Here is a 26123-nt window from a genome sequence, read left to right as displayed (position 1 = left end):
GGGCCGACCGACCGGTGCCGAATCCCGCAGTTATCCACAGGGATTCGGCACTACCAACAGGGCAATCAGGCGGACGTGCCGCTGTCCTTGCCCAGGTCAGGGCCGGACTCGCCGCCGTCCGCGCGCCGCTGGGCGGCCTCGTCGGACTTATCGCGCTCGGCCTTTTCCCGCGCCTCGGTCTCCGCGAGCTGCGCCAGCGGATCGTCGAACGCGGTGGTGCCGCCGCCGATCACCGAATCGATGAATCCGGCGGGGGAGTCCAGGTCGTTGGAGTCGGGCAGCAGGTCCGGGTGTGCCCAGACGCCATCGCGCTTCTCCATGCCCGCATCGCTGGTGAGCCCGCGCCACAGCGCCGCGGCCTCGCGCAGCTTGCGCGGCCGCAGCTCCAGACCGACCAGGGTCGCGAACGTCTGCTCGGCCGGACCACCGGTGGCGCGCCGGCGGCGCAGCGTCTCGGCCAGTGCGCCCGCGCCGGGCAGCCGGTCACCGACGGCATCGGTGACCACCACCTCCACCCAGCCCTCGATCAACGCGAGCAGGGTCTCCAGCCGTTCCAGCGCCTGCTTCTGCTCCGGCGTGGTCTGCGGCTCGAACGTGCCCTGCGACAGGATCTCCTCGAGCTTGCTCGGATCGGTCAGCGCCGTCGGGTCGATGCCCTGGGCGGCTTCCTCCAGTGCGGAGAAGTCCATCCGGATGCCGCGCGCGTAGTCCTCGACCGCGGCGAGGACCTGCTGGCGCAGCCACGGCACGTGTCCGAACAGCCGCTGATGCGCCGCTTCCCTGGCCGCGAGGAACACCATGATCTCGCTCTCCGGCTGCTCCAGGCCCGCGCTGAACTCGGCGATCGCGGCGGGCAGCAGGGCGGCGGTTCCGGTGGGACCGAGCGGCAAACCGATGTCGGTGGAGGTCAGTACCTCCTTGGCGAGCTGGCCCAGCGCCTGGCCCAGCTGCGAGCCGAACGCGAGGCCGCCCATCTGACCGAGCATGCCGACCATCGGCGCCGCGAATTCCTTGGCTTCCTCGGGCAGCGACGCGGTCCACATGCCCGATATCTGCTGGGCCACCGGGTCGCACAGCCGCTGCCAGGTGGTCAGCGTCTCTTCGATCCAGTCGTTGGCGGTCCACGCGACGGTCTTGCTCGCGCCCGCGGGCAGGGTGGTCGCACCGTCGAGCCACAACTCGGCGAGGTGCGCGGCGTCGGCGACGGCACTCGCGGTGCTCGCCGACACCGGCGGCACGCTCGCGCCGAGCTGCTGGCGGGCCAGTCGCTTGGCGACGTCGTAGTTCACCGGGCCGGACTGCGCCGAACCCGGCTGTCCCATGCCGCTGAGCATCTGACCGAGCGAGGTCAACATCTGCCCGAGCTGTGAAGGATCGAAACCGCCGCCCGGTCCACCCACTCCGAACGGGTTGTTCGACTCGGGACCACCCGGCTCGTCACCGCGCTTGCGGTCGTCGTCGTCGCGGTTCGAAAATCCGAAGGGGACGTCACTCATACGCTTCACGTTACGCGTCCAGTGCAGGCAGTTGATGTTCGCGCGGCGCGAAACCGGGGACGCGCGGGAACGCCGAATGCCCGCCTCTACCGTCGTTCGACGGCGGCCATCACTACTGTGGTCCAGGTGAATCGTCGGATCCTCACCCTGGTGGCCGCTCTGATCCCGGTGCTCGTGCTCGGCGCGCTCGGCACCGTGCTCACTGTGCCGTTCGTCGCACTCGGCCCCGGCCCTACCTTCAACACGCTCGGCAAGGTCGACGGCAAAGAGGTGGTGGACGTCCGAGGCACCGAGGTGGACCCGACCACCGGCCATCTCAATATGACCACCGTGTCGGTGCGCGACGGGTTGAGCATCTTCGAGGCGTTCGGCTTCTGGGTGAGCGGCAAGCACGGCCTGGTGCCGCGCTCCGAGGTGTACCCACCCGGGGTGTCGCGGGACGAGATCGACAAGTCCAATCAGCAGGACTTCAAGGATTCCGAGGGCAATGCCGAGGTCGCGGCGCTGCACTACCTGAACATGCCGACCGTGGTGCTGCTGCGCAAGGTGGCCGACGACGGCCCCGCCAAGGACGTGCTGCACCAGGGCGACGAGATCATCAGCATCAACGGCGCGCCGATCGCCGCGCCGAAGGACGTGGTCACGGCCGTGTCGGCACAGCCGCCGGGTGCCCAGCTGACCATGCAGATTCGCCGCGACAGCGCCGAGCAGACCGTGCAGGTGACCCTCGGCGCCCGACCCGACGACAAGAACAAGGGCTACCTCGGCGTGACACCGGGCGAGGGCGCGCGCCCGCCGCTGCAGGTGGACTTCAACCTCGCCGACATCGGCGGCCCGTCGGCCGGTCTGATGTTCAGCCTGGCGCTGATCGACAAGCTCACTCCCGGTGAGCTGGACGGCAGCAAGTTCGTCGCGGGCACCGGAACCATCGATCAGGACGGCAAGGTCGGGCCGATCGGCGGGATCCAATACAAGATGATGGCCGCGCGTGACGCTGGCGCGGAGACCTTCATGGTGCCCGCCGCGAACTGCAACGAGGCCAAGCAACGCACCCCGGACGGCCTGCGCCTGGTGAAGGTCGAAACCCTCACCGGTGCCGTGCAATCGCTCAACGACATCAACGCGGGCAAAGAAACCGTCAGCTGCGGCTGAGGTCAGTCCAGCCCGGACCACTCCAGCGTGGCGTGCAGCGCGTCGATGAGGTTGGGCGCCAGGTTCGGGTAGGTGCGCAGGTCCAGATCGCCGAAGTCGTCGGCGTCGTCCTCGGGCCGCAGCTGCAGCAGGCACAGCGACGCGCCCTCGCGCAGCACCGCGGCGAACAGCCGGGCCTCGCGCCGGTCCGGATGGGCCTCGGCGGCGGCCCGCGCGGCGGCGTCGGCCGCCTCGTGGTCGGCCAGCAGCGGCACCAGCGCCTCGTCCAGCGTGGATTCGGCGTCCGGCGGCAGCACCACGATCTCCTGCACCAGCACGCAGCCCTGCACGGCGGGCGGCCAGCTGGTGGTCGCGAGGAACTCGTCGAGCGCCACCGAGCCGCCGGTGATGTCGTCCGGAAACAGTTCCTGGGCAACGGGAGTGAGCTCGGCCGCCTCGTCGACTTCCTCGAGCAGCTCGGGCTGGGCCGCGACCAGGTCGGCGGTGGGCACCAGCGCGAACATCTGCGGCGGTCTGCCCCACCCTTCGACGTCGACGAATTCGGCGACCTCGCGGACGGAGCGGGCGAGGACGAGTTCGGCGTGCAGATCTGCGGGGGTCACGGGGAACATCCAATCAAATCGACTTAGCGGGTATTCCACAAACCCGCAGCTTCGTAGTTTGCGTGACCACCACGCGCGAGTTTTGCGAGCGCCGTTCGCGACCCGTCTCGCGTTTGAGCTGTCGAAGCGCATGCGCCGCAGGCGCGAGTCTCGACAGCTCAAACACGAGGCCCACCCGTCGCCCGACCACCACCCCTCATCGAATCGCTACGCGATGCTGACACACGGGGCCGCGAACACTGCCGCGCCCGCGCGGCAAATAAAACTGTCCGATTCCGTAGAGTGGGGCCACGGTCCGAAAGGACCACCCGCAACATCGGACTGCGGCATCTCGGCCGGACGTATCGGCGCGAGTGCCGCCGGACCTTGGAGAGTGGCACCGTGGGCATGCGGCCCCCCACCGGATTACCTTCGCTTTCCCGACGCAGCCGCGTACTGCTGCTGGCGGCCATTGCCCTCGCGGCGTTGCTGCTGCTCGGTCCACGACTGACCGATACCTATACCAATTGGTTGTGGTTCGGCGAGGTCGGTTTCCGCAACGTGTATCTCACTGTGTTGCGGACCCGGATCCTGTTGTTCCTCGCCGTCGCGCTTTTCGTCGGTCTGGTCGTCTGGCTGGCGTTGCTGCTGGCCTATCGGTCCCGGCCGGTGTTCGTGCCGGTGGCCGGTCCGAACGATCCGATCGCGCGTTATCGCACCACCGTGATGAGCAGGTTGCGGCTGTTCGGTGTCGGCATCCCGGTGCTGCTCGGTCTGCTCTCCGGCCTGGTGGCGCAATCGAATTGGGTCACCGTCAATCTGTTCCTGAACAGCAGCTCGTTCGGCCAGCAGGACCCGCAGTTCCATCTCGACGTCAGTTTCTACGCCTTCGAGCTGCCGTTCTATCGGATGATTCTGAACTGGTTGTTCGTCGCGGTGGTCATCGCGTTCTTCGCCAGCCTGGTGACGCATTACGTGTTCGGCGGTCTGCGGCTGAGCGGTCGCGAGGGCACGCTGACCCGCGCCGCGCGCATCCAGTTGGCCGTGCTCGCGGGGCTTTTCGTGCTGCTCAAGGCGATCGCGTACTGGTTCGATCGCTATGAGCTGTTGATGAGCAGCCGCAAGGAGCCCACCTTCACCGGTGGTTCCTTCACCGATATCAACGCGGTGCTGCCCGCCAAGCTGATCCTGTTGTCCATCGCGGTGATCTGCGCGCTCGCCTTCTTCGCCGGCATCGTGCTGCGCGATCTGCGGGTGCCCGCCATGGCGGCCGCGCTGCTGGTGCTGTCCTCGATCCTGGTCGGCGCGGTGTGGCCGCTGGTGGTCGAGCAGTTCTCGGTGCGCCCGAACGCGGCGGACAAGGAAAGCGAATACATCCAACGCAATATCGCCGCGACCAGGCAGGCGTTCGGGATCACCGACGACAAGATCACGTATCAGGATTACAAGGGCGAGAGCAGCAAGAGCCCGCTGCAGGTTCCGGTCGATGCGGCGACCATCGGCAACGCCCGGCTGCTCGATCCGAACATCTTGTCGCCCACCTTCACTCAGCTGCGTCAGCTGAAGAACTTCTACGGGTTCCCGGAGTCGCTGGACATCGACCGCTACAACCTCGACGGCGATGTGCAGGACTACATCGTGGCGGCGCGTGAGCTGTCGCCCGCGGCGTTGAGCGGCAACCAGAAGGACTGGATCAACCAGCACACCGTCTACACGCACGGCAACGGCTTCGTCGCCGCGCCCGCGAACCGGGTGAACAAGCCGCAGACCGACGACCCGAACGCGACCGGCGGCAGCAGCGACAGCGGCTACCCGATCTTTATGGTCAGCGACCTGTTCACGCCGACGGACAAGCAGAAGATCAAGGTCGACCAGCCACGCATCTACTTCGGCGAGGTGATCTCGCAGGCCAGCCCGGACTACGCGATCGTCGGCGCGAAGGACGCCCAGCGGCCCCGCGAATACGATTCCGACACTCAGCAATTCACCTACGACGGCAAGGGCGGCGTGCCGATCGGCAACTGGTTCAACCGGCTCGCCTTCGCCGCCAAGTACGCCGAGCGCAACATCCTGTTCTCCTCGGCCATCGGCAACGATTCCAAGATCATCTTCAATCGCGATCCGCGGGAGCGGGTGCAGAAGGTGGCACCCTGGCTGACCACCGACGGCAACGCCTACCCCGCGGTCGTCAACGGGCGGATCCAGTGGATCGTCGACGCGTACACGACGCTGGATGATTACCCCTACGCGCAGAAGACGTCGCTGGACGGTGTCGAGGACAGCATCGACAAGAAGACCGGCCGGCTGTTGCCGCGTAAGCAGGTCAGCTACATCCGCAACTCGGTCAAGGCCACCGTGGACGCCTACGACGGCACCGTGAAGCTGTACGAGGTGGACTCGAAGGATCCGGTGCTGAAGGCCTGGCGGGGCGTGTTCCCCGGGGCGGTGCAGCCGGAGAGCTCGATCACGCCGGAGTTGCGCGCGCACTTCCGTTATCCGGAAGACCTGTTCAAGGTGCAACGCGAGATGTTGACCAAGTACCACGTCGACGATCCGCGCGAGTTCTTCACCAACAACGCCTTTTGGTCGGTGGCCGCCGATCCGACGATCGACGGCGGGGCACCGGCCAACCAGCCGCCCTACTACGTGCTGCTCGGTGACCCGAAGGGCGGGAACAAGCCGGTCTTCAATCTGACCAGCGCGATGGTGGGCTACAACCGTCAGTTCCTGTCGGCGTATATCTCGGTGCGGTCGGATCCGGACGATTACGGCAAGTTCACCATCTTGCGGTTGCCGACCGATACGCAGACCCTCGGCCCACAGCAGACCCAGAACCGGATGACGACGGCGCCGGAGGTCTCGCGCGAGAAGACGCTGCTGTCCAACTCGAACAAGATCAAGTATGGCAATCTGCTGACCTTGCCGATCGCCGACGGCGGCATTCTCTATGTTGAGCCGTTCTACAACGAACGTAATACCGGAGCTAACACCGCGACCTTCCCGCAGCTGCTGCGCGTCCTGGTGAGTTACCGGGACGACGCGGGCAGCGTGAAGGTCGGCTATGCCTCCACCTTGGCCGAGGCGTTGAACCAGGTGCTGCCCGGAAGTGGTGCGCTGGCAACACCATTCGGCGGTGACTCGGGTACCCGGCCGCGTCCGGGTTCCGTGCCGCCGCCGGTGGATCAGGGCACGCCGCCGCCGAATACCGGTACCCCGCCGCCGGCGGGCACCGCGCCGCCGACCGGTTCCTCCGCGGCCAAGGATGCCGCGGCCGCAGCGCTGAACCAGAAGATCGACGCGGTGCGTAATGCTATGCGCACGGGCAACTTCCAGGACTTCGGTCGAGCACTCGACGAACTGGACGCGGCGGTCAAGGCGTACCAGGACGCAGGGCGCTAGCAACTTCGGTAACGGAACGAAATACGCCGCCATCAATGATGGCGGCGTATTTCGTTACGGTAAATACTGTTTCGGTTCCGAATGCTGTTTTCCGATGTGGTTGTAGTACCGACGTTGGTTCCCAGAACCTTGGTAGCAAACTCATGAATACCCATTCGAGTTTGCTCGCCGGACAAACGGATCGGCGCTGCTATCCCGTCAAGAGATAGCAGCGCCGATCCGATATCGACCGATACTCAGCGACCCGCGATCGACTCGATCAGCGAGCCGTTCTGGTCCAGGATCTGCTGGAACTGAGCGTCCAGGCCGTGCTGCTTGGCCAGGTCGCTGCCGACGGACTTGGCCTGCTCGACCAAGGCCTTGGGGCTGCCGGGGACGGCAGGGAGGGCGGGTGCGGCGGGCGCCGGAGCCTGCTCCGGCTCCTGGACCGCCTGGGGCTCCGGCTCGGACGTGCCGGGACGCAGGTACTGGCCGCACACCGGCCAGGCGCCTGCGCCCTGGCTGGCGAGCACGTTCTCCGCGACTCGGATCTGCTCGTCCTTGCTGGCGTTGTTGGCGGAGCCGTGGCCACCGTTGGCGGCCCAGGTGCTCTGCGAGAACTGCAGGCCGCCGTAGAAGCCGTTGCCGGTGGCGATGCCCCAGTTGCCGCCGCTCTCGCACTGTGCGACGCCGTCCCAGTTGTGGGCAGGCGCGGCCGATGCGGTCGCGGTGGAGAGTGCGAACGGGACGGCAACAAGGGCGCCGGTAACGGCGGCAAAGCCGAGGGCGCGGGCGTTGAACTTCCGGTTCTCAGTCATAAGTGCATTTCCCTCCCTGCGCCTACCAACTCGGCGAAACAGCCGCCGGTCCCTGCCCCCAGGTTGTCGGGGATCCTCGAACCGTGGGACAGGGTCGCCGGTATTCGAACGGTTCGAGTTCGAGCCCTTCACGGATGATCCGGGCCGTGAACGCACGGTAACGAAGAAATCTCGGCAGATCACGTCTTGATAACACTCGCATTCCATGATGCGAATAACCCGAATATGGCCCTTTGTGCAGGTCGTAAATGCTGTCGACACGCATTCTGGACGGTCTGTTATAGCAACGTTATGTGTTCGAGATCACTACGATATTGTGACCCGCATCACGTTTAACCAGTTGCCGCAACCAGTGATAGGCCCATCCGCATCATCGAACCGTTGCCCGCCGTCGCGGACCGTCGCCCTCCGGTCGGGTGTGACCCCGCTCTCTGTCGCCACTTTCCTGCCGTAGAACCCCGCCTCGCTGCCCCGTTCAAGAGCAGCAAATACGCCTCCAACCAGGCGATTTGGCATCAACGTGAACCCGTGTGTAATGTTGTGTTTACCGACGCGGGGTGGAGCAGCTCGGTAGCTCGCTGGGCTCATAACCCAGAGGTCGCAGGTTCAAATCCTGTCCCCGCTACAACGACGAATGGCCCGGAACACACAGTTCCGGGCCATTCGTCTTTTCTGTCAGTAGCTGTCTGTCGACACCGTGAAGTGGTGAGCGGTGATTGCCAGGTGATGGCGCATGTAGAGGCGATGGGCGGGGGCGCGGTCCGGGCCGACACCGGAATCGAGATGGACAGCTTCGCAGTTCAGCCTTAGGGCTTCCTGTTTCGCCCAAGCCATAAGTAGATCCGCGTGGCCGCGACCGCGGGCGGCGGCAGTGGTGATCAGGTCGTCCACATACAGGTGATGACCCCACGCGCTGTGCCAAGCCTCGCGAAACCCCAGCACCGAGACGGCTGAGTCGTCGGCCTCGGTGAACACCCCGACGAGCCGGTAGCCGTGCGGCCGGAGGTCGGTGTCGATGAACTCGACCAGCGCGTCGACCGTGCCCCAGCGTGGCCGCAGCTCGAGCAGCGCCGCCGCCGCCAACTTCGTCTGATCTGCGCTGATTTCGCGAATTTCGGTCACAGCACCCGACGTTAGCGCTGCCGCGATGCCCCGCCGAGGTCCACTTCGCGCCAACTCCGCCAGGCCACTGCCCATCGCACGGCGAGCGGGTGCGACCTGTCCACCGCGTAGATCCTGTTGAGCCGCGCACTGATTTGCTATTGATTCCGTGCGCGGGCGGAGAAGGTGTGCGCGGCACGGTGAGCGCGTCTGGCGCTAGCCGCTCGTGCCGGTCGGCAGCGGTTGGAAGGTGCCGCATACCTGGGGTTATACCCGATTTGTCCGATCTTTTGATGATCTTGGGGGTACGTTCACCCTCAGATTGCTATCGATGTTCGCTGCAGGTGTTCCGGAGGTTCATTCCTAACCGAGGAGACTTGATGAACACGATTCGGTTGACTGTCCTGACCACTGCGGTGGTCGCTGCTTCTGTTGCTGCCGGTCCGGCTCACGCGGAGCCTGGGGTACTGATGGGCGGCGGCTCGGGGATCATCCTCGACGACTACGAGCTGTGTACGTTGACCACGATCGGTCATGACGGCGCGGGCCGCTTGGTCGGCCTGACGGCGGGCCACTGTGCCGTGCTCGGCGACACCATTGCCTCGGAACAGGATTGGGGCGCCGGTGACCTCGGCCGGGTGGTCGACGTGAACGACGACCTGGACTACGCGGTGATCGAGTTCGACCCGGCGAAGGTGACTCCGGTGCGTCAGGTCGGCGGCACCGTGATCACCGGTATCGGCGCCTACCCGGAGCAGGGCGGTGTGGTCTGCGAGAACGGCCGTTCCACCGGATTCGACTGCGGCATCGTCTGGGGCCACCTCGGCGACCGCATCCTGAACCAAACCTGTTCGCGCCCCGGCGACTCCGGCGGCCCGGTCACCGCGGGCGACCAACTCGTCGGCATGAACAACGGCCGAGTGGTCGGCGTCGCCGGACTCGACATGAACGTCGAATGCGTCACCGCCACCAACCCCGTCCACTCACCCGCCTACACCCACCCCATCACCGACATCCTGACCGCGATCAACACCGGCGGCGGCCCCGGCACCGCCTTCCACCCCATCTGATCAACCCGGACGGACTACTGAGCGCCTTGCTGAGCGGCCTCTTCCGCGTCGCGGGTGTGGATCCCGTCGAGGATGACGCGCAGCTTCCATGTCTCCCGTGCGCTGCCGCCGACCGTCAGCAGCGGGGCGAGTTCGTGGATCGTGGGGTACTCGTCGGCGGGGAGGGCTTGGTAGAGGGTGCTGAGTCGACTTGCGGTGTCGTCCACGGATTCGGCGGGTTCACCGGACCGCGCCGCGGCCTCCAACGCCGCGGAGGCGATGTATTGGCCGAGTAGGTCGACGGCCCAGGCGCAGGCGGCGTCCTGGATGCCGCCGAGGCGGAGCAGGCGCAGCATCTCTTCGACGAGGCGCAGGATGTGCGGACCGGTGGGGGCCTCGGTGAATCCGACGGAGGCGAGGTCGCGGTGCGTGGCGAGGGCGGCGACGGTTCGTTCGACGAGTAATTCCAGCCTAGTGCGCCAATCGCCATCGGTCGGCAGCTCGACGGCAGCCAGGGCGAGGTCGTGCGTCAGGAGCATCAGCTCACGCCGGTCGTGCACATAGACATACAGCGACGCCGAGCCGGTATCGAGGACCTGCGCCACTCGACGCATGCTCACCGCGGCGCAGCCCAACTCGTCGACGAGGTCGAGGGATGCGGCCACGATCGCCTCGAGGCTCAGTGGCGCCTTCGCGGGGCTGGTGCGGGGATTGGGGCGGGGGCTGCCGGGCATGTGTCGAATCCTAGCTTGACAAACAGTGGTCGGAGCGAGCATCGTTCGGAACGATCAGTGATCGTTACGATCACTGATCGAGAGACTACGCAGAGGAGTTGCCATGAAGGTGATCGTTTTCGGAGCCGCCGGACGAGCGGGGCGAGTAATCGTGACCGAGGCGCTGGCCGCCGGTCACGATGTCACCGCAGCGGTCCGCGATCCGGCGAAGCTGTCATCGGTCGACCAGCAACGGCTCACGGTGGCCCGGGCCGACGTCCGCGACCCGGACAGCGTGCGCGCGGCCGTCGCGGGTCACGACGCGGTGGTGAGCGCGATCGGCCCCGCGGGCCGACATGCCGAGGGCCTCTATTCCGACGCTGCCCGAGCGATGGTCTCGGCGATGCAATCCACCGGAGTGCCCCGCCTGATCGCCATCACCTCCAGCGGCGTCCGCCGAGACGACCCGAATCACGCACTGTGGTACCGCCTCTTGGCGCGAACGCTGATGAACGAGCTCTACGGCGACATGCGCCTGATGGAATCCATCATCGGCGAATCCACCGTGGACTGGACCTTCGTCCGCCCCACCCGCCTGACCGACGACCCACCGACCGCGACGTACCGAGTCGAGGACGGCGTAACACCAAGCGGCGGTTGGAAAGTGCCGGTCACCGATCTGGCCCGTTTCATCGTTGGCGAACTGACCGAGCACCGCTGGTCGCACGCCGCGCCCACCCTCGCTCAATGAGGCTCACACCTCATCGAGGGCACGCCTGCCGGTGATCGGACCCCACACCCCCACGAGCGCGACCATCACGAGCAACGCGACGGTGATCACCGAGAACACCAGCCCCGGCCCGTTCGCCCGGTCGAGCAGCGGCAGCAACAGGAACGGCAGCAGCGCGGTGCTCACCTTCGACAGTGAATAGGTCGCGCCGGATGCGGTGCCGCGCACCGCGGTCGGGAACGACTCCGGCAGGTACGCGTGGATCGCGTCGGAGAAGACATTGCTGGCGATGGTGAACAACCCGCCCGACAACAGGATGAGCGGCACGCTGGTGGCGAAGCCGAAGGTCAGGCCGAACAGCGCCATCAGTGTCGCGGTCCCCATGACGAGATACTTGCGTTCTATCCGCTCCATCAACGGGATCGCCAGCAGTGACCCCAGCGGGTAGCCGAGATAGGTGATGGCCAAGTAGCTCAACGAGGTGACCACCTCGAATCCCTTGCGGTCCAACACGAGTACCGCCAGGGTGCCGAATCCGTAGTAGCCGAAGACCTGCAGGATCATCACCGCGGAGAACAGCGTCGTCTTGCCGCGGTACGGCGGCCGGACGATCGCGCTGAACGGCAGGCCCTTCGTCTTGTGCTGTTGCCGCGCAAGCCAATGCGGCGACTCCGGCATGTCTCGCCGCGCGACGACCACCACCGCGGCACCGAGCCCGCCGATCACGAACAGCCAGCGCCAGCCGTCGACACCGAAGGGCTGCAACGGAACCAGCCACTTGGCGAGGAACCCGACGGTCGGCACCGCGCAGAACCCGATCGTGTACGCCATCGCGATCATCCGCCCACGCACCTGCGGCGGAACCACTTCCGACAGATAGGTATCCGACACCGTCATCTCGGCGCCGATCCCGAGCCCGGCCAGGAATCGCGTCGCCATCAGGAACACGATGTTCGGACTGAACGCGCCCAGCAGCGTGAACCCGGAGTACAACGCGATGTTGATCATGAACATCCGCCGCCGGCCGAACACATCCGACAACCGCCCGATCACCAGCGCGCCGAGGAACTGCCCGGCGAACGCCGACGCCAGGATCCCGCTGAGCTGAAACGTCGAAAGGTGCATCTCCTGCTTCAGCACCCCGGTGATCGTCCCGGCGAGGAACAGCTCGTAGAGATCGAAGAACAATCCGGCACCGACGAGCGCCACCAACTTGCGATGAATGGGACGAACCGGAAGCTCGTCCAGCCGTAGCGGTTCCCGCCCGACGTCGGATGTTGTGATCATCCCGCCATACTCCTGATCAAGACCCCTTCCGGCAACAAATCAGCGTGGTGTGTCCGGTTCGCGTCGCTTGCCCGGCCGTTTCCAGAACGTGCCCGTCCGGAACGCCGATTCCGCCCTGTCCGGTAGTGGCGCGGTGGTTGACTTGCCGCGTGCCGGCCGCGTCCGGCCGCACTTCAGTACACCGAGGTCAGGAGGCCACGGATATGCCCACTCATGATGGAAGCTGGCAACAGGGGACCCCGTGTTGGGTCGACAGTCAGGTCGACGACACCACGCGTGCCCGTGAGTTCTACGGGGACCTGTTCGGCTGGGAAATCCTGGATAGCCCGCCGGACGCGGGCGGCTATCTGATGGCGCTACGCCACGGCAGGCCTGCCGCGGGGATCGGGCTCAAGCCGGACGGCATGGCGATGCCGTCGGTGTGGACCACCTACTTCGCCGCCGACAGTGCCGACGAGATCGCCGAAAAGGTCACGGCGGCAGGCGGTTCGGTGATGATGCCGCCGTTCGACGTGCTCGATGTCGGTCGGATGTTCGTCGCCGCCGACCCGGTCGGCGCGATCTTCGGGGTGTGGGAAGCCAAGGCGCACTCCGGCGCAGGCATCTACAACGAGGACGGCGCCTACTGCTGGAACGAACTGCACACCGATCAGTACAAGCAGGCCCAGGAGTTCTACGCGGCCGTATTCGGTTGGCACTACACCGAAATCGGCGACGGCCAGGATTTCGTCTATTCCACCTTCGGCCTGACCGAGGGCGCCGCCCCGGTCGGCGGCGTCAATGACGCGAGTAAGACACCCGGCGACTCCCCGTCGTTCTGGCTGAGCTGGTTCCAGGTGGACAACACCGACGCGGCGGTCACCAAGGCGACCGAACTCGGCGCGACGGTCCTGATGGGCGTGCACGACAGCCCGTTCGGCCGGATGGGCGTGCTGCAGGGTCCGCAAGGTGAGGCGTTCGGCGTCATCGATCCCACGACGACAGCGAGTGAGCCGCCTGCCAGCGCGTAGTCGCACGGGAAGATAAAGGAAGGGCCAGCGTTTCGGCGCTGGCCTTTGTCTTGACTACCGCTTGGTGATCGAGGGAACGGCCGCATCGGTCCGTCGCGTGCTCGCCCGGACGGCCCGGTTCTCGGCCGCCGCGGCGGCATTGGCCAGCTCGACATTCTCAGGTGCGGCGGCGGCCTCGTCGGCCGCGCGAACGGCGCGATCGGCCTCGAAGGCGCTGAGGAAGCTGGTGGTGGCGTCCTCGGTGGCGAGCACGGCGGTCAAGGCGGCGCGGGCCGCGTCGGCGGCGGCCTGGGCGGCGGTGGCGGCCGTCGAGGCGGCCTCGGCGGCCTTCGTCGCGCTGTCGATCCCGGTGTGGATGGTGTCGCGCGGGCCGACGCTGGTCTTCGCCTTCCCGCCGGTTTTCGCGTTCGGAACGCCGGCGCGTCGAGCGGATTCGGCGCGGTCGCGGGCACTGGCAGCCCGCTGCCGCGCCTGGTGGATCAGGGCTTGCTGCTCGACCGAACGGGCACCGGACGCCTGGCCGCTGCCGTCGTTGGCGGCCGCGACGCCGATTCCGGAAAGAAACAGCGCCGAACACGCGAGGACGAGGACGACGACTCGGGGGCGATCCCTACGCATAGCGCTCCATCCCTCGAAGAAGACCAGGCAGTCGGATTGACCGTACGTCCCTTTGGTCGTATTTGCGAAGACCTCGGGTGGCGCGCCGTGTCGCATCCCCGCTGGTCACCGGCCTGCTGATCAGCGATATCCGGGCGGGGTGCGAGCGACCAGACCGTGCTCGTGGGCATAGACGACCGCGTGGATGCGATCGCGCACACCGAGTTTGGCGAGCACACGAGAGACGTGTGTCTTGACCGTTTCCTCGCCGACACCGAGCAACGCGGCGATCTCGGCATTGCTGCGCGCATCGGCGAGCAACAGCAGCACTTCCAACTCGCGGGCGGTGAGATGTTCCACCTCGGGCGGCGTGTGCGGTGGCGCGAGGGTCGTCGCGAACCGGGCGGCCAGTCGGCGCGTCATCGACGGATCGATCAGCGCATCCCCACGGGCGGCGATGCGAATGGCGGCGACGAGTTCCTCCGGCGGCAGGCTCTTCAACAGAAACCCGCTCGCCCCGGCCTGCAGCGCGCGATAGAGATTGGCGTCGCTGTCGTAGGTGGTGAGCACCAGCACGTGCGTGCCGCCCGCCGCGACGATCGCCTCGGTGGCGGCCAGTCCGTCCAGTTTCGGCATCCGCACGTCGAGAATCGCGACATCCGGTCGCAGCCTTGCGGTTTCGGCGATGGCCGCGCGACCGTCGCTGACCTCGGCGACGCAGTCGAAATCGGCTTGGCTGTCGACGACCGCGCGCAGTCCGGAGCGGAACATGCTGTGATCGTCGGCGATCAGCACCCGGATCGGCCGGTTCATGATCCGCCGATCGGGACGGAAACCGTCGTGTGCCAAGAGGTTCCGGAAGAATCGGGTCCGTAGTCGAGTGCGCCGTCGAAAAGCTCGGTGCGGCGGCGAATCCCGCCGAGGCCGCGCGGAACGGCGGTATCGCTGGAATTCGGTACGGGTGGAATCGGATTGGTAGCCCGGATCACCACTCGATTCGGCTGATACACCACCGCGAGCCGCGCGTGCGCACCGTCACCGTGCCGCAACGCGTTGGTCAGCATCTCCTGCACGATCCGATACACCGTGACATCCAACGACTCCGGCAACTCGACCACCGAACCACGTACGGCGACTTCGACGGTCAGTCCGGCGGCTCGCACATGCTCGATCAGTCCGTCGATATCGACCAGCCCGGGCTGCCGCTGTCCTGCGTCGTCGCGGCCGTGCAGCAGATCGAGCTGGCGCCGCAGATCCACCATCGCGGCCCGGCTGCTCGACTCCACCGCCGCCAGCGAACGGGTCGCCGCGCCATTCGTGGTGTCCGCCATGGCCATTCGCGCCGCGCCCGCGTGGATCCCGATGGCGCTCACGTGATGCGAGATGACATCGTGCAGGTCTCGCGCGATGGCCGCCCGCTCCTCGGTCACCGCTCGCTCCAGCGCGACCTGATGCTCCTGTCGCCGCAGCCGCTCCCGCTGCTCGAGATCGGCGATGTAGGCGCCGCGTGCCGCCGTGTACCGGCCGACCAGCCACGGCACGCAGCCCGCGGCCACCGTCGACGGGACAATCAGCCGCCAGTCATGTCCGGCATGGTCGCGCGACAACAAATGGGAGGTGGCGACGCCGCCGCACAGCAGGAGCATCGTCGACACCGATTTCGGTCCGGAAAGCCAGGCCCCGGTGCGATACCCGGCTACCAACAGGCCGACACCGGCGAATTGCCCGTCGAAACCGTGCCGGTGCAGCAGCCAGGCGGCCGCCAGCCGGACCACGACCTGGGCCACCGCGACCACACCCGCGGTGCGTGGCGGCGCGGCCAATGCCAGATCGCCGACGACGATGCCCGCCATTACCGCACCGGCCTGCCACGGCGCGACGGCGAATACGCCGCACAGTCCGAGCCCGACGGCGTCGATCAGCGCCGCGACCGCCGCGACCACCAGCGACTGCCGGGCCAGCGACCTGCTCACGTCCAACAGTTCGCCACCACCTTCTGGTCGTCGGAGCCGTCGCGGCGATCCTAGCCAGCTCGGCCACCCGGCCCGCTAACTCTGCCCTGCGCACGGCGTTGTCGCGTCCCCCGCGCGGGGGACGCCGAATCCCTCGGCGGCGCGATGTTTGCGCAGGCCATCGCCCGTAGCGTCGAGATTCGACGACGGACGATCAAGGAGATCCGGTGGACCGAGTGGAGCTGTTGACCTATGCCCTCCCCGCATTCGCGTTGTTCATGGTGGTGGAATGGATCGCGTATCGCCGCGATCCCGATCGGCCGAACAACGGCGGGTCCGGGCGCGACACGGCATCCAACGTGGCGACCTTCACCCTGGGGCGGCTCAGCAAACCGCTGACGCAGTACCTGATTCCGTTCTCCGCGGTGGTGGCGGCCGCCGCGATCACACCGCTGCACTTGTCGGCGACGTCGTGGTGGGTGTGGGTGCTCGGCGTGGTGGTCACCGATTTCTGCTACTACTGGGCGCATCGCGCCGATCATCGGGTCCGCCTGCTCTGGACTTCGCACAGCGTCCACCACTCCAGCGAGCACTTCAACCTGTCCACCGCGATCCGCCTGCCGTGGGTGCATCCGGTGGCCAATATTCTGCGCGGAATGGCTTGGGTGCCAGCGGCTTTGCTCGGCTTCCCGGTGTGGATGATCTTCCTGCTGCAGAGCATCGGCCTGCTCTACCAGTTCCCGATCCACACCCAGCGGGTCGGCACGCTGGGGCGCCCGATCGAGTTCCTGTTCAACACCCCGGCGCATCACCGCATCCACCACGGCTCGAACCAGCCTTACATCGACCGGAACTACGGCGGCATCTTCATCATCTGGGACCGCATGTTCGGCAGCTTCGCCGCCGAATCCGAGCCGATCCGCTACGGCCTCACCAAGAACATCGGCACCGACAACCCGCTGAAGGTCAACTACCACGAGCTGGCCGGACTCGTCCGGGACGTGCGCGGTGCCACCACCTGGCGCGGCCGCCTCGGCTATGTCTTCGGGCCGCCCGGCTGGACCGAGCACGCAGAGGTCACGCCGGAACCAGTGCCACCGGCCAAGTCGGTCCAACTCACCTGAGCCAGACCGGGCGATGCCTCGCATCGCCCGATTTGCCTATTCAGCAGCCGATCTCACGCACCGTCGAGAAAGAAGCGCAGGCTGGCGATGCTCGGCGAGCCCGCGGCGAATTCGACGAACGCGACGCCGCGGGTATCACCGAAACGCACCGACGCCGTCACGGTGCGACCGGCCGCGATCAGCTTGCCCCACCGCATGTTTCGTGCCCGATTGGTGAACTCCTCCACCGAAATCGGTGTGCCCGCGGGCAATTCGACAACGGCATAGTGCCCGAGCAGTCCGCGGACGCGCACGATGTCCGTGCTGCCCGCCGCAGCGAACAGCCGGGACGTCACGCGCCTGCCCGTCCGCCCGATCCCGCCGAGTGCCCGCATCATGCCGAGCGCGCCCTCGACGCCCAGATTGTTGATCAGCTGTGGCCCGAGCCGCAGCGCGGCGCCGAGCCCGCTCGGCCCGGTACGCAAGAGCTGCACGATCATCGGGCCGAGCTCCCAGTGCGCGGCCAGGTGCGCGATCTTCCAGTCGCCGTCCGCCTCGACGAGCTGATAGCGCAGATGCATCGGCACCGAGACCCTGGCGCCGGTCGACATGGTGGTCTCGATGGTCAGATCGCGCACCACCGTCGGCGGCTGCACGATGTCGTGCTCGACCCGGAAGGCGATGTCGTTCGGGCCGATGAAGGTGTCGAAGAAGCTTTCGATGGCGGCGCGGCCGATGTGCGGGCGGGCGCCGACCGGGTCGTTCACCTCGGCGTCGGCGGTGAATAAGTCGACCCACGCGGACTTGTCGTGCGCGGCGACCGCGCGTGGTGATGCCTGGACGGCCGCCAACAGCTCCGCGGCCGAGGGTTCCAGCGGCATGACAAATCCTCCGATGTCGACGATGACTCGACCCCATGGTAGAACAAGTTCCAATTGGGCCAGTTTCGCGTGCCGCTCCGGTCGGCTATCCGACGGCGAGACCAGCGGCTTCCCGGCAGAACAGCCACAGCCGCCAGACCTCGTCGGCGGTGTAGTGCGTGCGGCGCAGATAGTGCTCGGGACGCACCTTGCGGTCGTGCCAGAACCGGCCGGACGGCAGCGTGGCCGAGGTCGCGGCGAGCCAGATCGCGGTGTCGGCGCCCTCCTCGGGCGTGCGCAGCAGCGGCCGCATGAGTCGATGGAAGGCAGGCAGCGACGTGACGACGCCGGGTGTGTCCGCCCAGCCGGGATGCATGCTGTGTACCGAAATACCCTGGGGTGCATAGTGTTCGGCCAGTAACGGGGTAAACGCGACCTGTATGCGTTTGGTGCGGGCATACGCGGTGGTGCCGGAATATCGACCATTCCGGTATTCGGGGTCGTCGACGGCGAGTTGCTGAGCGTACATACCGCCGGAGGACATCAGGATCACTCGGGACCCGTCGGCCGCATCGAGCAGCGGCACCAGCCGGTCGGTGAGCAGCAGCGGGCCGAGCACGTGCGTGGCCAGCGTCAACTCCTGGCCCTCGGCGGTTTCGATGCGCCGGGGTGGCAGCAGACCCGCGTTGTGGATCAGCACGTCCAGCCGAGGTAGTCGATCGCTGAGCTCGTCTGCGCAGGCCGCCACCGAACCCGGATCGGACAGGTCGCAGACCGTCACCGACACATCGGCGGCCGGGTCGGCCGCGCGGATCTCGCGACAGGCCTGCTCGCCACGTTCGCGGTCGCGCACGGCGAGTATCACCGAGCCGCCGAGCCCGGCCAGTCCGGCCGCAATCGCCTTGCCGATACCGGAATTCGCTCCCGTCACCAACGCCGTGCGACCGCGCATGGTGTCTGGATGTGGGTCGTCCGCGGACCAGCCGCGACGGCGGAACCGAAAGCCGAGGCGGCTGTAACCCGGCACGATCGTCCGGTCGAGCAGGGAGTCGAAGAATGAGGGTGTACCGGACGCATCGGTCATGGCGCAATTCTCCGGTGTGTGGACAAGATCTGGCAATAACGATGCATGAACGTTGCATTGGCCGGTTGTCTCGCTAGAGTCGAGGCATGGGCATCGAGTGTTCGAGCGTCGTCACGGCACCCCGGTCCGAGGTCTTCGACTGGTATGCCCGACCAGGCGCGTTCGCGCGGCTCGCGCCGCCGTGGCAGCCGGCCGCGGTGCTCGCCGAGGCCGATTCGCTGGCCGACGGTACCGCCGTGCTCGGCCTGCCCGGCGGGCTGCGCTGGGTGGCGAGACACGATCCCGCCGGCTACGACCCGCCGCAGCGATTCGTCGATCGGATCGCCGTCGACGGTCTCGGTTCGCTGCCCACGGGCCTGCTGCTGCGCTGGCGGCACACGCACGATTTCGAGGTGGTCGACGAGACGCACACCAGGGTGCTGGATCGGGTCGAGTCGCCGGTGCCCGCGTTCCTGCTGCGCCCGATGTTCGACTACCGCTATCGGCAATTGGCCGACGATCTTGCCGCGCACGCGGACGCGGCGCGAGCGGGCTTCGCGGCCAAGACGATTGCGGTGACCGGCGCGTCCGGACTGGTCGGCTCGGCGCTCACCGCGTTCCTGACGACCGGCGGCCACACCGTGCTCCGCCTGGTCCGGCACCCACCGAAAACTGGCGAGCGGCAATGGAATCCGGACGATCCCGCGCCCGACCTGCTCGACGGAGTGGACGCGGTGGTGCATCTTGCGGGTGCGTCCATCGCGGGCCGATTCACCGACGAACACAAGCGGGCCGTGCTCGACAGCCGAATCGGACCGACCGAGCGGCTCGCCGCGCTGGCCGCCCGCGCCGGGGTCCCGACCTTCGTCAGCGCGTCCGCCGTCGGCTACTACGGCTACGACCGCGGCGACGAGCGGCTGCCCGAAGACGCCTCGCGTGGTGACGGTTTCCTCGCCGACGTGGTCGACGCATGGGAGGCGGCCGCCGACGCCGCCACCGGGGTCCGAGTGGTCAAGGTGCGCACCGGCATCGTGCAATCGCCGCGCGGCGGCACCCTGCGACTGCTGCGGCCGCTGTTCGCGACCGGACTCGGCGGCCGGATCGGTGACGGCGAGCAGTGGCTGTCCTGGATCGGCATCGACGATCTGGTGGATATCTACTATCGCGCGCTGTGGGACAACACCCTGTCCGGCCCGGTGAACGCCGTTGCGCCGCAACCTGTTCGCAACAGCGAATACACCCACATCCTGGCCGGCGTGCTGCGCAGGCCCGCGCTGGTTCCGGTGCCCGAGTTCGGCCCGGCGCTGCTGCTCGGCGAGCAGGGGGCGCGCGAACTCGCCGCCGCGAGTCAACGGGTCGTGCCCGCCGTGCTGGACCAGGCCGGGCATCGGTTCCGCACACCGGATCTTGCCTCGGCGCTGCGACATCTGCTCGGTCGCGCCCGCCGCTGAGCCGCGCGCTCAGCGGGTGAGCAGGATCTGGTGTACATCGAGGTAACCGCACCGGAATCCGGCCTCGGCGTGTGCCAGATACAGCCGCCACATCCGCCGGAAGATCGGATCGAAGCCCAATTCCGCGACGCGGTCGGCGCGGGCATTGAACCGCTGTTGCCACAGTCGCAGGGTGTGCGCGTAGTGCTCGCCCATCGACAGTTGTTCGCGGACAACGAGTTCGGTACGCCGTCCGGCCACATCGGCGAGTAGCCGGGTGGACGGCAGGAAACCGCCGGGGAAGATGTATTTCTGCACCCAGGTGTAGGTATAGCGGGTGGCCAGCATGCGATGGTGCGGCATGGTGATGGCCTGGATCACCGCGCGCCCGCCCGGCGCCAGCACCCGGTCGATGGTCTCGAAGAACGTGTCCAGATATTCGTAGCCGACCGCTTCGATCATCTCCACCGAGACCACCGCGTCGAATTCGCCGGTCACCTGGCGATAGTCGAGCAGATCGATGGTGACGCGTTCGGCGAGTCCTGCGGCGGCAATGCGATTCAGGGCCAGTGCGCGCTGCTCCGTCGACAGCGTCACCGAACGTACGGTCGCGCCACGGGCGGCCGCACGCAACGCCAATTCGCCCCAGCCGGTGCCGATTTCGAGCAGGCGGGTGCCGGGCCCGACACCGGCTCGGTCGAGTATCCGATCGATCTTCGCCTGCTGCGCGACGGCGAGGTCGGCCCAGCGTGGCGGCGGCGCGGTGGCTGGGAACAACGCGCTGGAATAGGTCAGCGTCTCGTCCAGGAACAGCTCGAACAGATTGTTCGACAGGTCGTAATGCCTGGCGATATTGCTTCGGCTGTTCGATTCGCTGTTGCGTTCGGCGGCAGGATGTTTCGAGACATAGAGGCGGCGCAGCGCCCGCAGCGGCGCGGGAACGAGTGTGTCGATGTTCGCGGCGAACACCGCGAGCGTCGCGGCCGGATCGGGTGCCGACCAGTCACCCGCCATATACGCCTCGCCGAAGCCGATCAGCCCGCCCACCCCGAGCCTGGCGGTGAAATCATCCGGGCGGTGCAGGATCAGCCGCGGCGCGTCTGCCGCACCACGGCCGAGGACCGCTCCGTCCGGGTACTCGACCCGGATCGGGAGCGTCCGCACCGCCCGCCGGAACAGCCGGTGCGCCACCCCTGCGGCGATCGCGGCGCGAGTACCGGTCGGCACTCGCTCGACATCGGGCCAGTACGTCGAGGGTTGTGCCGTGACGTGCGTTTGAATACTCACGACTCCACCTCGCTAGCGCTCGGATCCGTCGCGCGCATCGGCACGCGGTATTCTTGGTTCGCTCGCTGACGCTCGCTCACTGCAAATACTCCTCGAAGTGCTTGACCGGTCGGGGGACGAGAGGCAGGCCGCGCGCCCAGAGAATCACGCCGTGCCTGCGAATGAGCGCCGAGACCACAAGTGGGGCAAGGGGTACCGCCACTGTCGCGCGCAGGATGGTACGGACGGTGGCCGAATGGCAACGCCCGGTCATCGAGGCGGCGAAAATCGGCTGGTGATCGGTCAGGGTGATGGATACTCGCAGGCGGTCGGTCGGCTCGGGCAGTCGCATCCGGTATTCGCCGCTCACCTCGTTGAAGGGCGACACGTAGAAGCGCTTCTCGGTGGTCGCGACGCCGTGGTCGTCGGGGCGGATCAGATAGCAGTGCCGTTCGCCGTAGGTGTTGTGCACCTCCGCGATGACGCAGACCAGGTCGCCGGTGCTGTCGCGGCACCAGAACAGGGTCAGCGGGTTGAACACGTAGCCGAGCACCCGCGCGTTGGCGAGCATGAGGACACGACCACCGCGCAGGTCGATGCCGTGCTCGGCGAGGTAGCCGTCGACGTTTTCGCGCAGGGTACGCTGCGGGTCGCCGAGATGGTCGGCGGCGCGGAATCCGGCGAGCGGGCGCAGCCAGCGCGGCAGTCTCGGCATATCGTCGAGGTCGACCAGCCAGCTGTAGCTGCGGTAGCTGAACTCGTGGTGCAGCGGGGCGCGGCGTACGTGGTGGATCCGAGTGCGGACGATCTGCGCCTTCATGAGGTACGCACGGCCGCAACAGGTTTGACTGTCCATCGCGCACCGAGCCGCTCGGCGGCGCGCAGCCCGGACAGCGCACCGTCCTCGTGGAAGCCCCAGCCGTGATAGGCGCCCGCGAAAGCAATTCGGGCACAACCGATCTCGCCGAGCCTGCGCTGCGCCGCCACCGAACTCGGGGTGTAGCGCGGATGCTGGTAGACCATCCGATCGATGATCAGCTCCGGATCGACCCGGTCGCCATCGCCGAGGGTGACCAGGAACCGGGGCTCGTCGTCGAGTCGCTGCAGGCGGGTCAGGTCGTAGCTGACCAGCACCCGATCCGGCTGTGCCGCGCAGAACGGAAGCCGGTAGTTCCAGGAGGCCCGTGCTCGCGGGGCGCGCGGCAGCACCGACGCGTCGGTGTGCAGCACCGTGTGATTCACCGAATACGGCATGGCGGAAAGGATTTCGGCTTCCGCGCCGGTCGGCTCGGCGAGTAGCCGCAGCGCTTGGTCCGGGTGGGTGGCGATGACCGCCGCGTCGAACACCCTGATCTCGTCCGCGTCGTCGCGCACCGCGACGCCGTCGGCGAGGCGATGAACAGCTCGCACCGGCGTGCCGGCCAGCACGGTGTCGAGTCGCTCGGCGACGGCACGGACGTAGGTGGCCGAGCCGCCGACGACGGTGCGCCAGGTGGGGGAGCCGAACACCGTCAGCATGCCGTGATGGTCGAGGAAGGTGAACAGATATCGCGCCGGGTACTGCAGCGCGGTGCCCGGATCGCACGACCACACCGCCGCGACGAGCGGGGTGAGGAAATGCGTGACGAAGTAGTCGGAGAAACCGTTCGCGAAGACGAATTCCGCTACAGTGCGGCCGGTTTCGGACTCTCGAACCAATTCGTTGCGAGCCAGGCGATGGAACCGCGGCACCTCGGCGAGTAGGCGCAGGTAGCGTCCACGGGCTATGGATCGTGGCGTAGCGAACAGTCCGCCCGCACCGCGGGCACCCGCGTATTCGAGACCGCACCCGTCGCAGCGCACCGACATGCTCATGTCCGATTCCTGGGTCGCGATGCCCAGTTCACCGAACAGCCGCAGCAGCGTCGGGTAAGTGCGGTCGTTGTGCACGATGAACCCGGTGTCCAAGCCGATCGCCGCGCCGTCGCGCGCCGCGACCGCATGGGTGTCGGCGTGACCCCCGAGTCGATGGTCGGCTTCGTAGAGGGTCACCTCGGCGGATCCCGACAATACCCAGGCCGCGGTCAATCCGGCCACGCCGCTGCCGATCACGGCGACCCGCCGGGCGCCGTCCGCGCTCGGCTCGGGGTATTCGCTCATGTGATCCTCCTTGTCGCCGGTCACCCGCGAAGGGCGGTGTCCGACTGGTTGCCAACTCGGTCGAGCGACCGGGTCATCGTTGCTGCCCGTCGCGCCGCGCCGTTCAGTGTGTTGCCTCGATTATGCATCGTTTCATGGCAAAGGCAACGTACGATGCGTCTCGTGGGCAGCTGTGAGCGCAGGCTGAGTCGTCAGGGTGTGATCGACCTCGGGAAGGACTTCGCCTCGGGTCCGTCGGCGGATTGCTCGCGAAGTGAGAAATCGGATACGGCGCGGGTTCGCGCGACCGTTCCTCGTCGGGACCGCGACCAGACGCCAAGGTGCGGCGGCAGTTCGCGGCGCTACCCAGGCAGTGCGAGCAGGTCAGCTCAGGTGATCGACGGCATCCGACAGGCTCGCGACACGTGCCGCGGCCTCGGGCAGGATCACCGAATCCCAGCCGGGCCCGCCGACGAACACCCGCGACCCCGCCTCGAGGCAAGCCCGCACCGCCGAGCTCAGCGCGGTCGATTCCTGCTGCGACCACAACATCACCGAGGCGGGCTCATCGTGACGCGCCAGACTGTCGGTCAACGCACCGGCCGGCACATCGGCGCCGAGCATGTGCGCGCTGACCTCGCGCTCGGCCAGTGCTGCGCGCAGTACTTCGAGCGGAAGAGCGTGCGTCTCACCACTGGTGCAGGCCAGCACGACCGGCCGCGGCGCAGGCACATCCGGCGGCGGATTAGTGCGGTGCAGCACCGAGGTGATGCACCAGGACAGCAGGTGCTCCACATCGATGCACCCCTCGCCCGCGCCCTGGCGCGCGACGATGTCGGCGAAGGCGGGGCGGCACAACCGATCCCAGGTGTCCACCACCCCGAACGCGCGGAAGTGCGCCTCCAGATAGTTGGACACCGCATGCGTCTCGAGCGTGAATGCCGCGGCGAGCAACGGGAATCGGTCGCCCAATCGCGGCGCCGGTCCGCGCACCGCGGCCGCCGCGCCCGCCGGGCTCGCGCCATCCTGAATGAGGGTGAGCATCTGCCCGAGCAGTGCGATATCGGCTTCGGTGTAGAGCCGGTGCTTGCCGGGGCGATGCTGCGGCGGGCCGATGTTGTAGCGGCGGTTCCAGCTCCGCAACGTCGCCGTGGGGATGCCGAGGCGCTCGGCAACCGCGCGGACCGTGTATCCGGCCGCGTCGGAAGCGGGAGCGGAACCGGCGGACATCGCCCTATTCTGCCTGTTCCGGTTCGCCCGATTCGCCATGCCCGGGCGGCCGCGCGTCGCGTGCGTTGTCCGGCGCTCGTGGCACGGCGCTCAGCTCCGTACGGTGGTGGCCGCGGTCGCGCCACACAGCAGGCCCCAACCCGCCGCGACCGCGATCGCCTTGCCGCGCTGCGGTCGTCCGCGCAACGCGATCCCCAGGACCGTGGCATCGGACATGTCGGCCATCACTCGCGCGGCAATCGCCAGCCGAAGTGCGTTCGGCGTCGGCGCCGCCAGCATGGCCAGCCCGGATGCGACATCACGCAACGCGGTCATCCTGGCTACCGCGCGCAGGGCGGGATCATCGGCGGACCAGCCGCACGGTCCGAGCATGACGGCGGGCCGTGCCGCGACCGCGACGCCGTATCCCGCCGTCAGCGCGCCCGCGATCCGGGGCAGCCAGGAAAAGCTCACAGGTTCCTCCTTGATGGGTGCATTGCATCAATCATGCATCGTTATGAGCTAACATGGCCAGTGTCGTCGATTTCCGAGGAGTTCGCGTGACATCTCGAACGAAGCGTTACCCCGTTCGCCTGTTGATTGCCATGGTCGGATCGGCCGTCGCGATCTCGGCGCCTGGTAGCGCGCAAGCAGTCCCGGTCGCCGCTCCGGCACCGGTATCGTCGCTCGACCTGACCCGGTACCTCGGTACCTGGAATCAGCTCGCAGCGGTGCCGCAGTACTTCAACCTCGTCTGCGCGCGCGATACGCAGGCGAACTACGCGCTCGACCCGCAGGGCAACGTTGCGGTCCGCAATACCTGCACCACCTGGTCGAACATGAACAACGAAATCGCAGGCACCGCAACGGTCAACGACCGGATGACCGGTGCGCAGCTGCACGTCAGCTTTCCCGGCGTGCCGACCCAGGACCGGATCGACGGGCCGACCAACTACATCGTGACCGCCCTCGGCCCGGACTATTCCTGGGCCGTCGTCACCGATCCCGGCCGGACCTCCGGCTTTGTCCTCGCTCGCGCGCCGATGCTCGATGCGACCACCTGGCCGCAGGTACGCGCGGAAATCGTTGCGGCAGGCCAGGACCCGTGCCTGTACCTGACCTCACCGACCACCGGTGGTCGCGCGGACATCGTTCCGCTCTGCACGCTCTGACCGCTTTCTCCGGCGCTCGTGAGGGTTGCGTCATAGGT

The 26123-nt window shown here is 67.3% G+C and carries 24 protein-coding genes and 1 tRNA gene; 9 read left to right on the top strand and 16 right to left on the bottom strand.

All coding sequences use genetic code 11. From position 1 onward, the window contains the following. Nucleotides 1-65 precede the first annotated feature (65 nt). Nucleotides 66-1496 (bottom strand): zinc-dependent metalloprotease, encoded by a 1431-nt coding sequence (locus ABZ942_RS11000; protein ID WP_357380646.1) that lies wholly within the window; start codon nt 1494-1496, stop codon nt 66-68. A gap of 126 nt (nt 1497-1622) precedes the next feature. On the opposite strand from ABZ942_RS11000, the gene ABZ942_RS10995 reads away from it, so the two are divergent. Continuing rightward, the gene (locus ABZ942_RS10995) at nt 1623-2648 is read left to right on the top strand and encodes a PDZ domain-containing protein (RefSeq protein ID WP_357380644.1); all 1026 of its coding nucleotides are present in this window, start codon (nt 1623-1625) and stop codon (nt 2646-2648) included. 2 nt (nt 2649-2650) lie between these two features. Here ABZ942_RS10995 and ABZ942_RS10990 read toward each other — a convergent pair whose 3' ends face one another. Further along, on the bottom strand, nt 2651-3259 hold the full coding sequence (locus ABZ942_RS10990; RefSeq protein ID WP_357380642.1) for a PPA1309 family protein: 609 nt from the start codon (nt 3257-3259) through the stop codon (nt 2651-2653). A 372-nt stretch (nt 3260-3631) separates the two neighbouring features. On the opposite strand from ABZ942_RS10990, the gene ABZ942_RS10985 reads away from it, so the two are divergent. Further along, the gene (locus ABZ942_RS10985) at nt 3632-6628 is read left to right on the top strand and encodes a UPF0182 family protein (protein WP_357380640.1); all 2997 of its coding nucleotides are present in this window, start codon (nt 3632-3634) and stop codon (nt 6626-6628) included. 236 nt (nt 6629-6864) lie between these two features. Here ABZ942_RS10985 and ABZ942_RS10980 read toward each other — a convergent pair whose 3' ends face one another. Continuing rightward, nucleotides 6865-7425: a transglycosylase family protein gene (locus ABZ942_RS10980; RefSeq protein ID WP_357380638.1), complete on the bottom strand. Its 561-nt coding sequence runs from the start codon at nt 7423-7425 to the stop codon at nt 6865-6867. 551 nt (nt 7426-7976) lie between these two features. On the opposite strand from ABZ942_RS10980, the gene ABZ942_RS10975 reads away from it, so the two are divergent. After that, nucleotides 7977-8050 (top strand) — tRNA-Met (locus ABZ942_RS10975). Between the two features lie 50 nt (nt 8051-8100). Here the strand turns inward: ABZ942_RS10975 and ABZ942_RS10970 are convergent. Beyond that, nucleotides 8101-8547 (bottom strand): GNAT family N-acetyltransferase, encoded by a 447-nt coding sequence (locus ABZ942_RS10970; RefSeq protein WP_357380635.1) that lies wholly within the window; start codon nt 8545-8547, stop codon nt 8101-8103. Between the two features lie 359 nt (nt 8548-8906). Between ABZ942_RS10970 and ABZ942_RS10965 the strand changes: the two genes are divergently transcribed. Further along, complete coding sequence (locus ABZ942_RS10965; protein ID WP_357380634.1) at nt 8907-9596, top strand: S1 family peptidase; 690 nt, start codon at nt 8907-8909, stop codon at nt 9594-9596. Nucleotides 9597-9610: 14 nt separating this feature from the next. Here ABZ942_RS10965 and ABZ942_RS10960 read toward each other — a convergent pair whose 3' ends face one another. Then, nucleotides 9611-10309, bottom strand: coding sequence for a TetR/AcrR family transcriptional regulator C-terminal domain-containing protein (locus ABZ942_RS10960; protein ID WP_357380632.1), 699 nt, complete (start codon nt 10307-10309; stop codon nt 9611-9613). Between the two features lie 103 nt (nt 10310-10412). On the opposite strand from ABZ942_RS10960, the gene ABZ942_RS10955 reads away from it, so the two are divergent. Beyond that, entirely contained in the window at nt 10413-11039 is a 627-nt protein-coding gene (locus ABZ942_RS10955) for an SDR family oxidoreductase (protein WP_357380630.1), read from the top strand. 3 nt (nt 11040-11042) lie between these two features. Here ABZ942_RS10955 and ABZ942_RS10950 read toward each other — a convergent pair whose 3' ends face one another. Beyond that, entirely contained in the window at nt 11043-12305 is a 1263-nt protein-coding gene (locus ABZ942_RS10950) for an MFS transporter (protein ID WP_357380628.1), read from the bottom strand. Nucleotides 12306-12508: 203 nt separating this feature from the next. Between ABZ942_RS10950 and ABZ942_RS10945 the strand changes: the two genes are divergently transcribed. After that, entirely contained in the window at nt 12509-13315 is an 807-nt protein-coding gene (locus tag ABZ942_RS10945; RefSeq protein ID WP_357380626.1) for a VOC family protein, read from the top strand. A gap of 54 nt (nt 13316-13369) precedes the next feature. On the opposite strand, the gene ABZ942_RS10940 is transcribed toward ABZ942_RS10945, so the two are convergent. The 3 genes from ABZ942_RS10940 to ABZ942_RS10930 all read right to left on the bottom strand — a co-directional run bounded on the left by ABZ942_RS10940 (nt 13370) and on the right by ABZ942_RS10930 (nt 15885). Then, on the bottom strand, nt 13370-13933 hold the full coding sequence (locus ABZ942_RS10940) for a hypothetical protein (protein WP_357380624.1): 564 nt from the start codon (nt 13931-13933) through the stop codon (nt 13370-13372). 120 nt (nt 13934-14053) lie between these two features. After that, nucleotides 14054-14725 carry a response regulator transcription factor gene (locus ABZ942_RS10935; RefSeq protein WP_357380622.1) on the bottom strand — a complete coding sequence of 224 codons (672 nt, stop codon included), beginning with the start codon at nt 14723-14725 and terminating at the stop codon, nt 14054-14056. Further along, nucleotides 14722-15885: a histidine kinase gene (locus tag ABZ942_RS10930; RefSeq protein ID WP_357381840.1), complete on the bottom strand. Its 1164-nt coding sequence runs from the start codon at nt 15883-15885 to the stop codon at nt 14722-14724. The genes ABZ942_RS10935 and ABZ942_RS10930 overlap by 4 nt, the downstream gene beginning before the upstream one ends. A gap of 206 nt (nt 15886-16091) precedes the next feature. Here ABZ942_RS10930 and ABZ942_RS10925 point away from each other — a divergent pair, with 206 nt between their 5' ends. After that, complete coding sequence (locus ABZ942_RS10925; RefSeq protein WP_357380621.1) at nt 16092-16988, top strand: sterol desaturase family protein; 897 nt, start codon at nt 16092-16094, stop codon at nt 16986-16988. Between the two features lie 53 nt (nt 16989-17041). Here the strand turns inward: ABZ942_RS10925 and ABZ942_RS10920 are convergent, their stop codons facing one another. After that, nucleotides 17042-17848, bottom strand: coding sequence for a nuclear transport factor 2 family protein (locus ABZ942_RS10920; RefSeq protein ID WP_357380619.1), 807 nt, complete (start codon nt 17846-17848; stop codon nt 17042-17044). 85 nt (nt 17849-17933) lie between these two features. After that, nucleotides 17934-18911: an SDR family NAD(P)-dependent oxidoreductase gene (locus ABZ942_RS10915; RefSeq protein WP_357380617.1), complete on the bottom strand. Its 978-nt coding sequence runs from the start codon at nt 18909-18911 to the stop codon at nt 17934-17936. Nucleotides 18912-18997: 86 nt separating this feature from the next. Between ABZ942_RS10915 and ABZ942_RS10910 the strand changes: the two genes are divergently transcribed. Further along, entirely contained in the window at nt 18998-20341 is a 1344-nt protein-coding gene (locus tag ABZ942_RS10910) for a TIGR01777 family oxidoreductase (protein ID WP_357380615.1), read from the top strand. A 9-nt stretch (nt 20342-20350) separates the two neighbouring features. Here the strand turns inward: ABZ942_RS10910 and ABZ942_RS10905 are convergent, their stop codons facing one another. The 5 genes from ABZ942_RS10905 to ABZ942_RS10885 form a co-directional block, all read right to left on the bottom strand. Beyond that, nucleotides 20351-21607, bottom strand: a complete 1257-nt coding sequence (locus ABZ942_RS10905) for a cyclopropane-fatty-acyl-phospholipid synthase family protein (protein WP_357380613.1) — start codon at nt 21605-21607, stop codon at nt 20351-20353. Nucleotides 21608-21683: 76 nt separating this feature from the next. Continuing rightward, a complete protein-coding gene (locus ABZ942_RS10900; protein ID WP_357380611.1) occupies nt 21684-22406 on the bottom strand; it encodes a DUF1365 domain-containing protein in 723 nt (240 codons plus the stop codon). Further along, nucleotides 22403-23725, bottom strand: a complete 1323-nt coding sequence (locus ABZ942_RS10895) for an FAD-dependent oxidoreductase (protein ID WP_357380609.1) — start codon at nt 23723-23725, stop codon at nt 22403-22405. The genes ABZ942_RS10900 and ABZ942_RS10895 overlap by 4 nt, the downstream gene beginning before the upstream one ends. 363 nt (nt 23726-24088) lie before the next feature. After that, a complete protein-coding gene (locus tag ABZ942_RS10890; protein WP_357380607.1) occupies nt 24089-24934 on the bottom strand; it encodes a MerR family transcriptional regulator in 846 nt (281 codons plus the stop codon). 90 nt (nt 24935-25024) lie between these two features. Beyond that, nucleotides 25025-25387 carry a hypothetical protein gene (locus tag ABZ942_RS10885; RefSeq protein WP_357380606.1) on the bottom strand — a complete coding sequence of 121 codons (363 nt, stop codon included), beginning with the start codon at nt 25385-25387 and terminating at the stop codon, nt 25025-25027. Between the two features lie 131 nt (nt 25388-25518). On the opposite strand from ABZ942_RS10885, the gene ABZ942_RS10880 reads away from it, so the two are divergent. Then, the gene (locus tag ABZ942_RS10880) at nt 25519-26085 is read left to right on the top strand and encodes a lipocalin family protein (protein WP_357381838.1); all 567 of its coding nucleotides are present in this window, start codon (nt 25519-25521) and stop codon (nt 26083-26085) included. Nucleotides 26086-26123: the final 38 nt, after the last annotated feature.

It is taken from the genome of Nocardia sp. NPDC046473, assembly GCF_040645995.1.
Classification (GTDB): domain Bacteria; phylum Actinomycetota; class Actinomycetes; order Mycobacteriales; family Mycobacteriaceae; genus Nocardia.
This window is presented reverse-complemented; position numbering and strand designations above follow the sequence as displayed.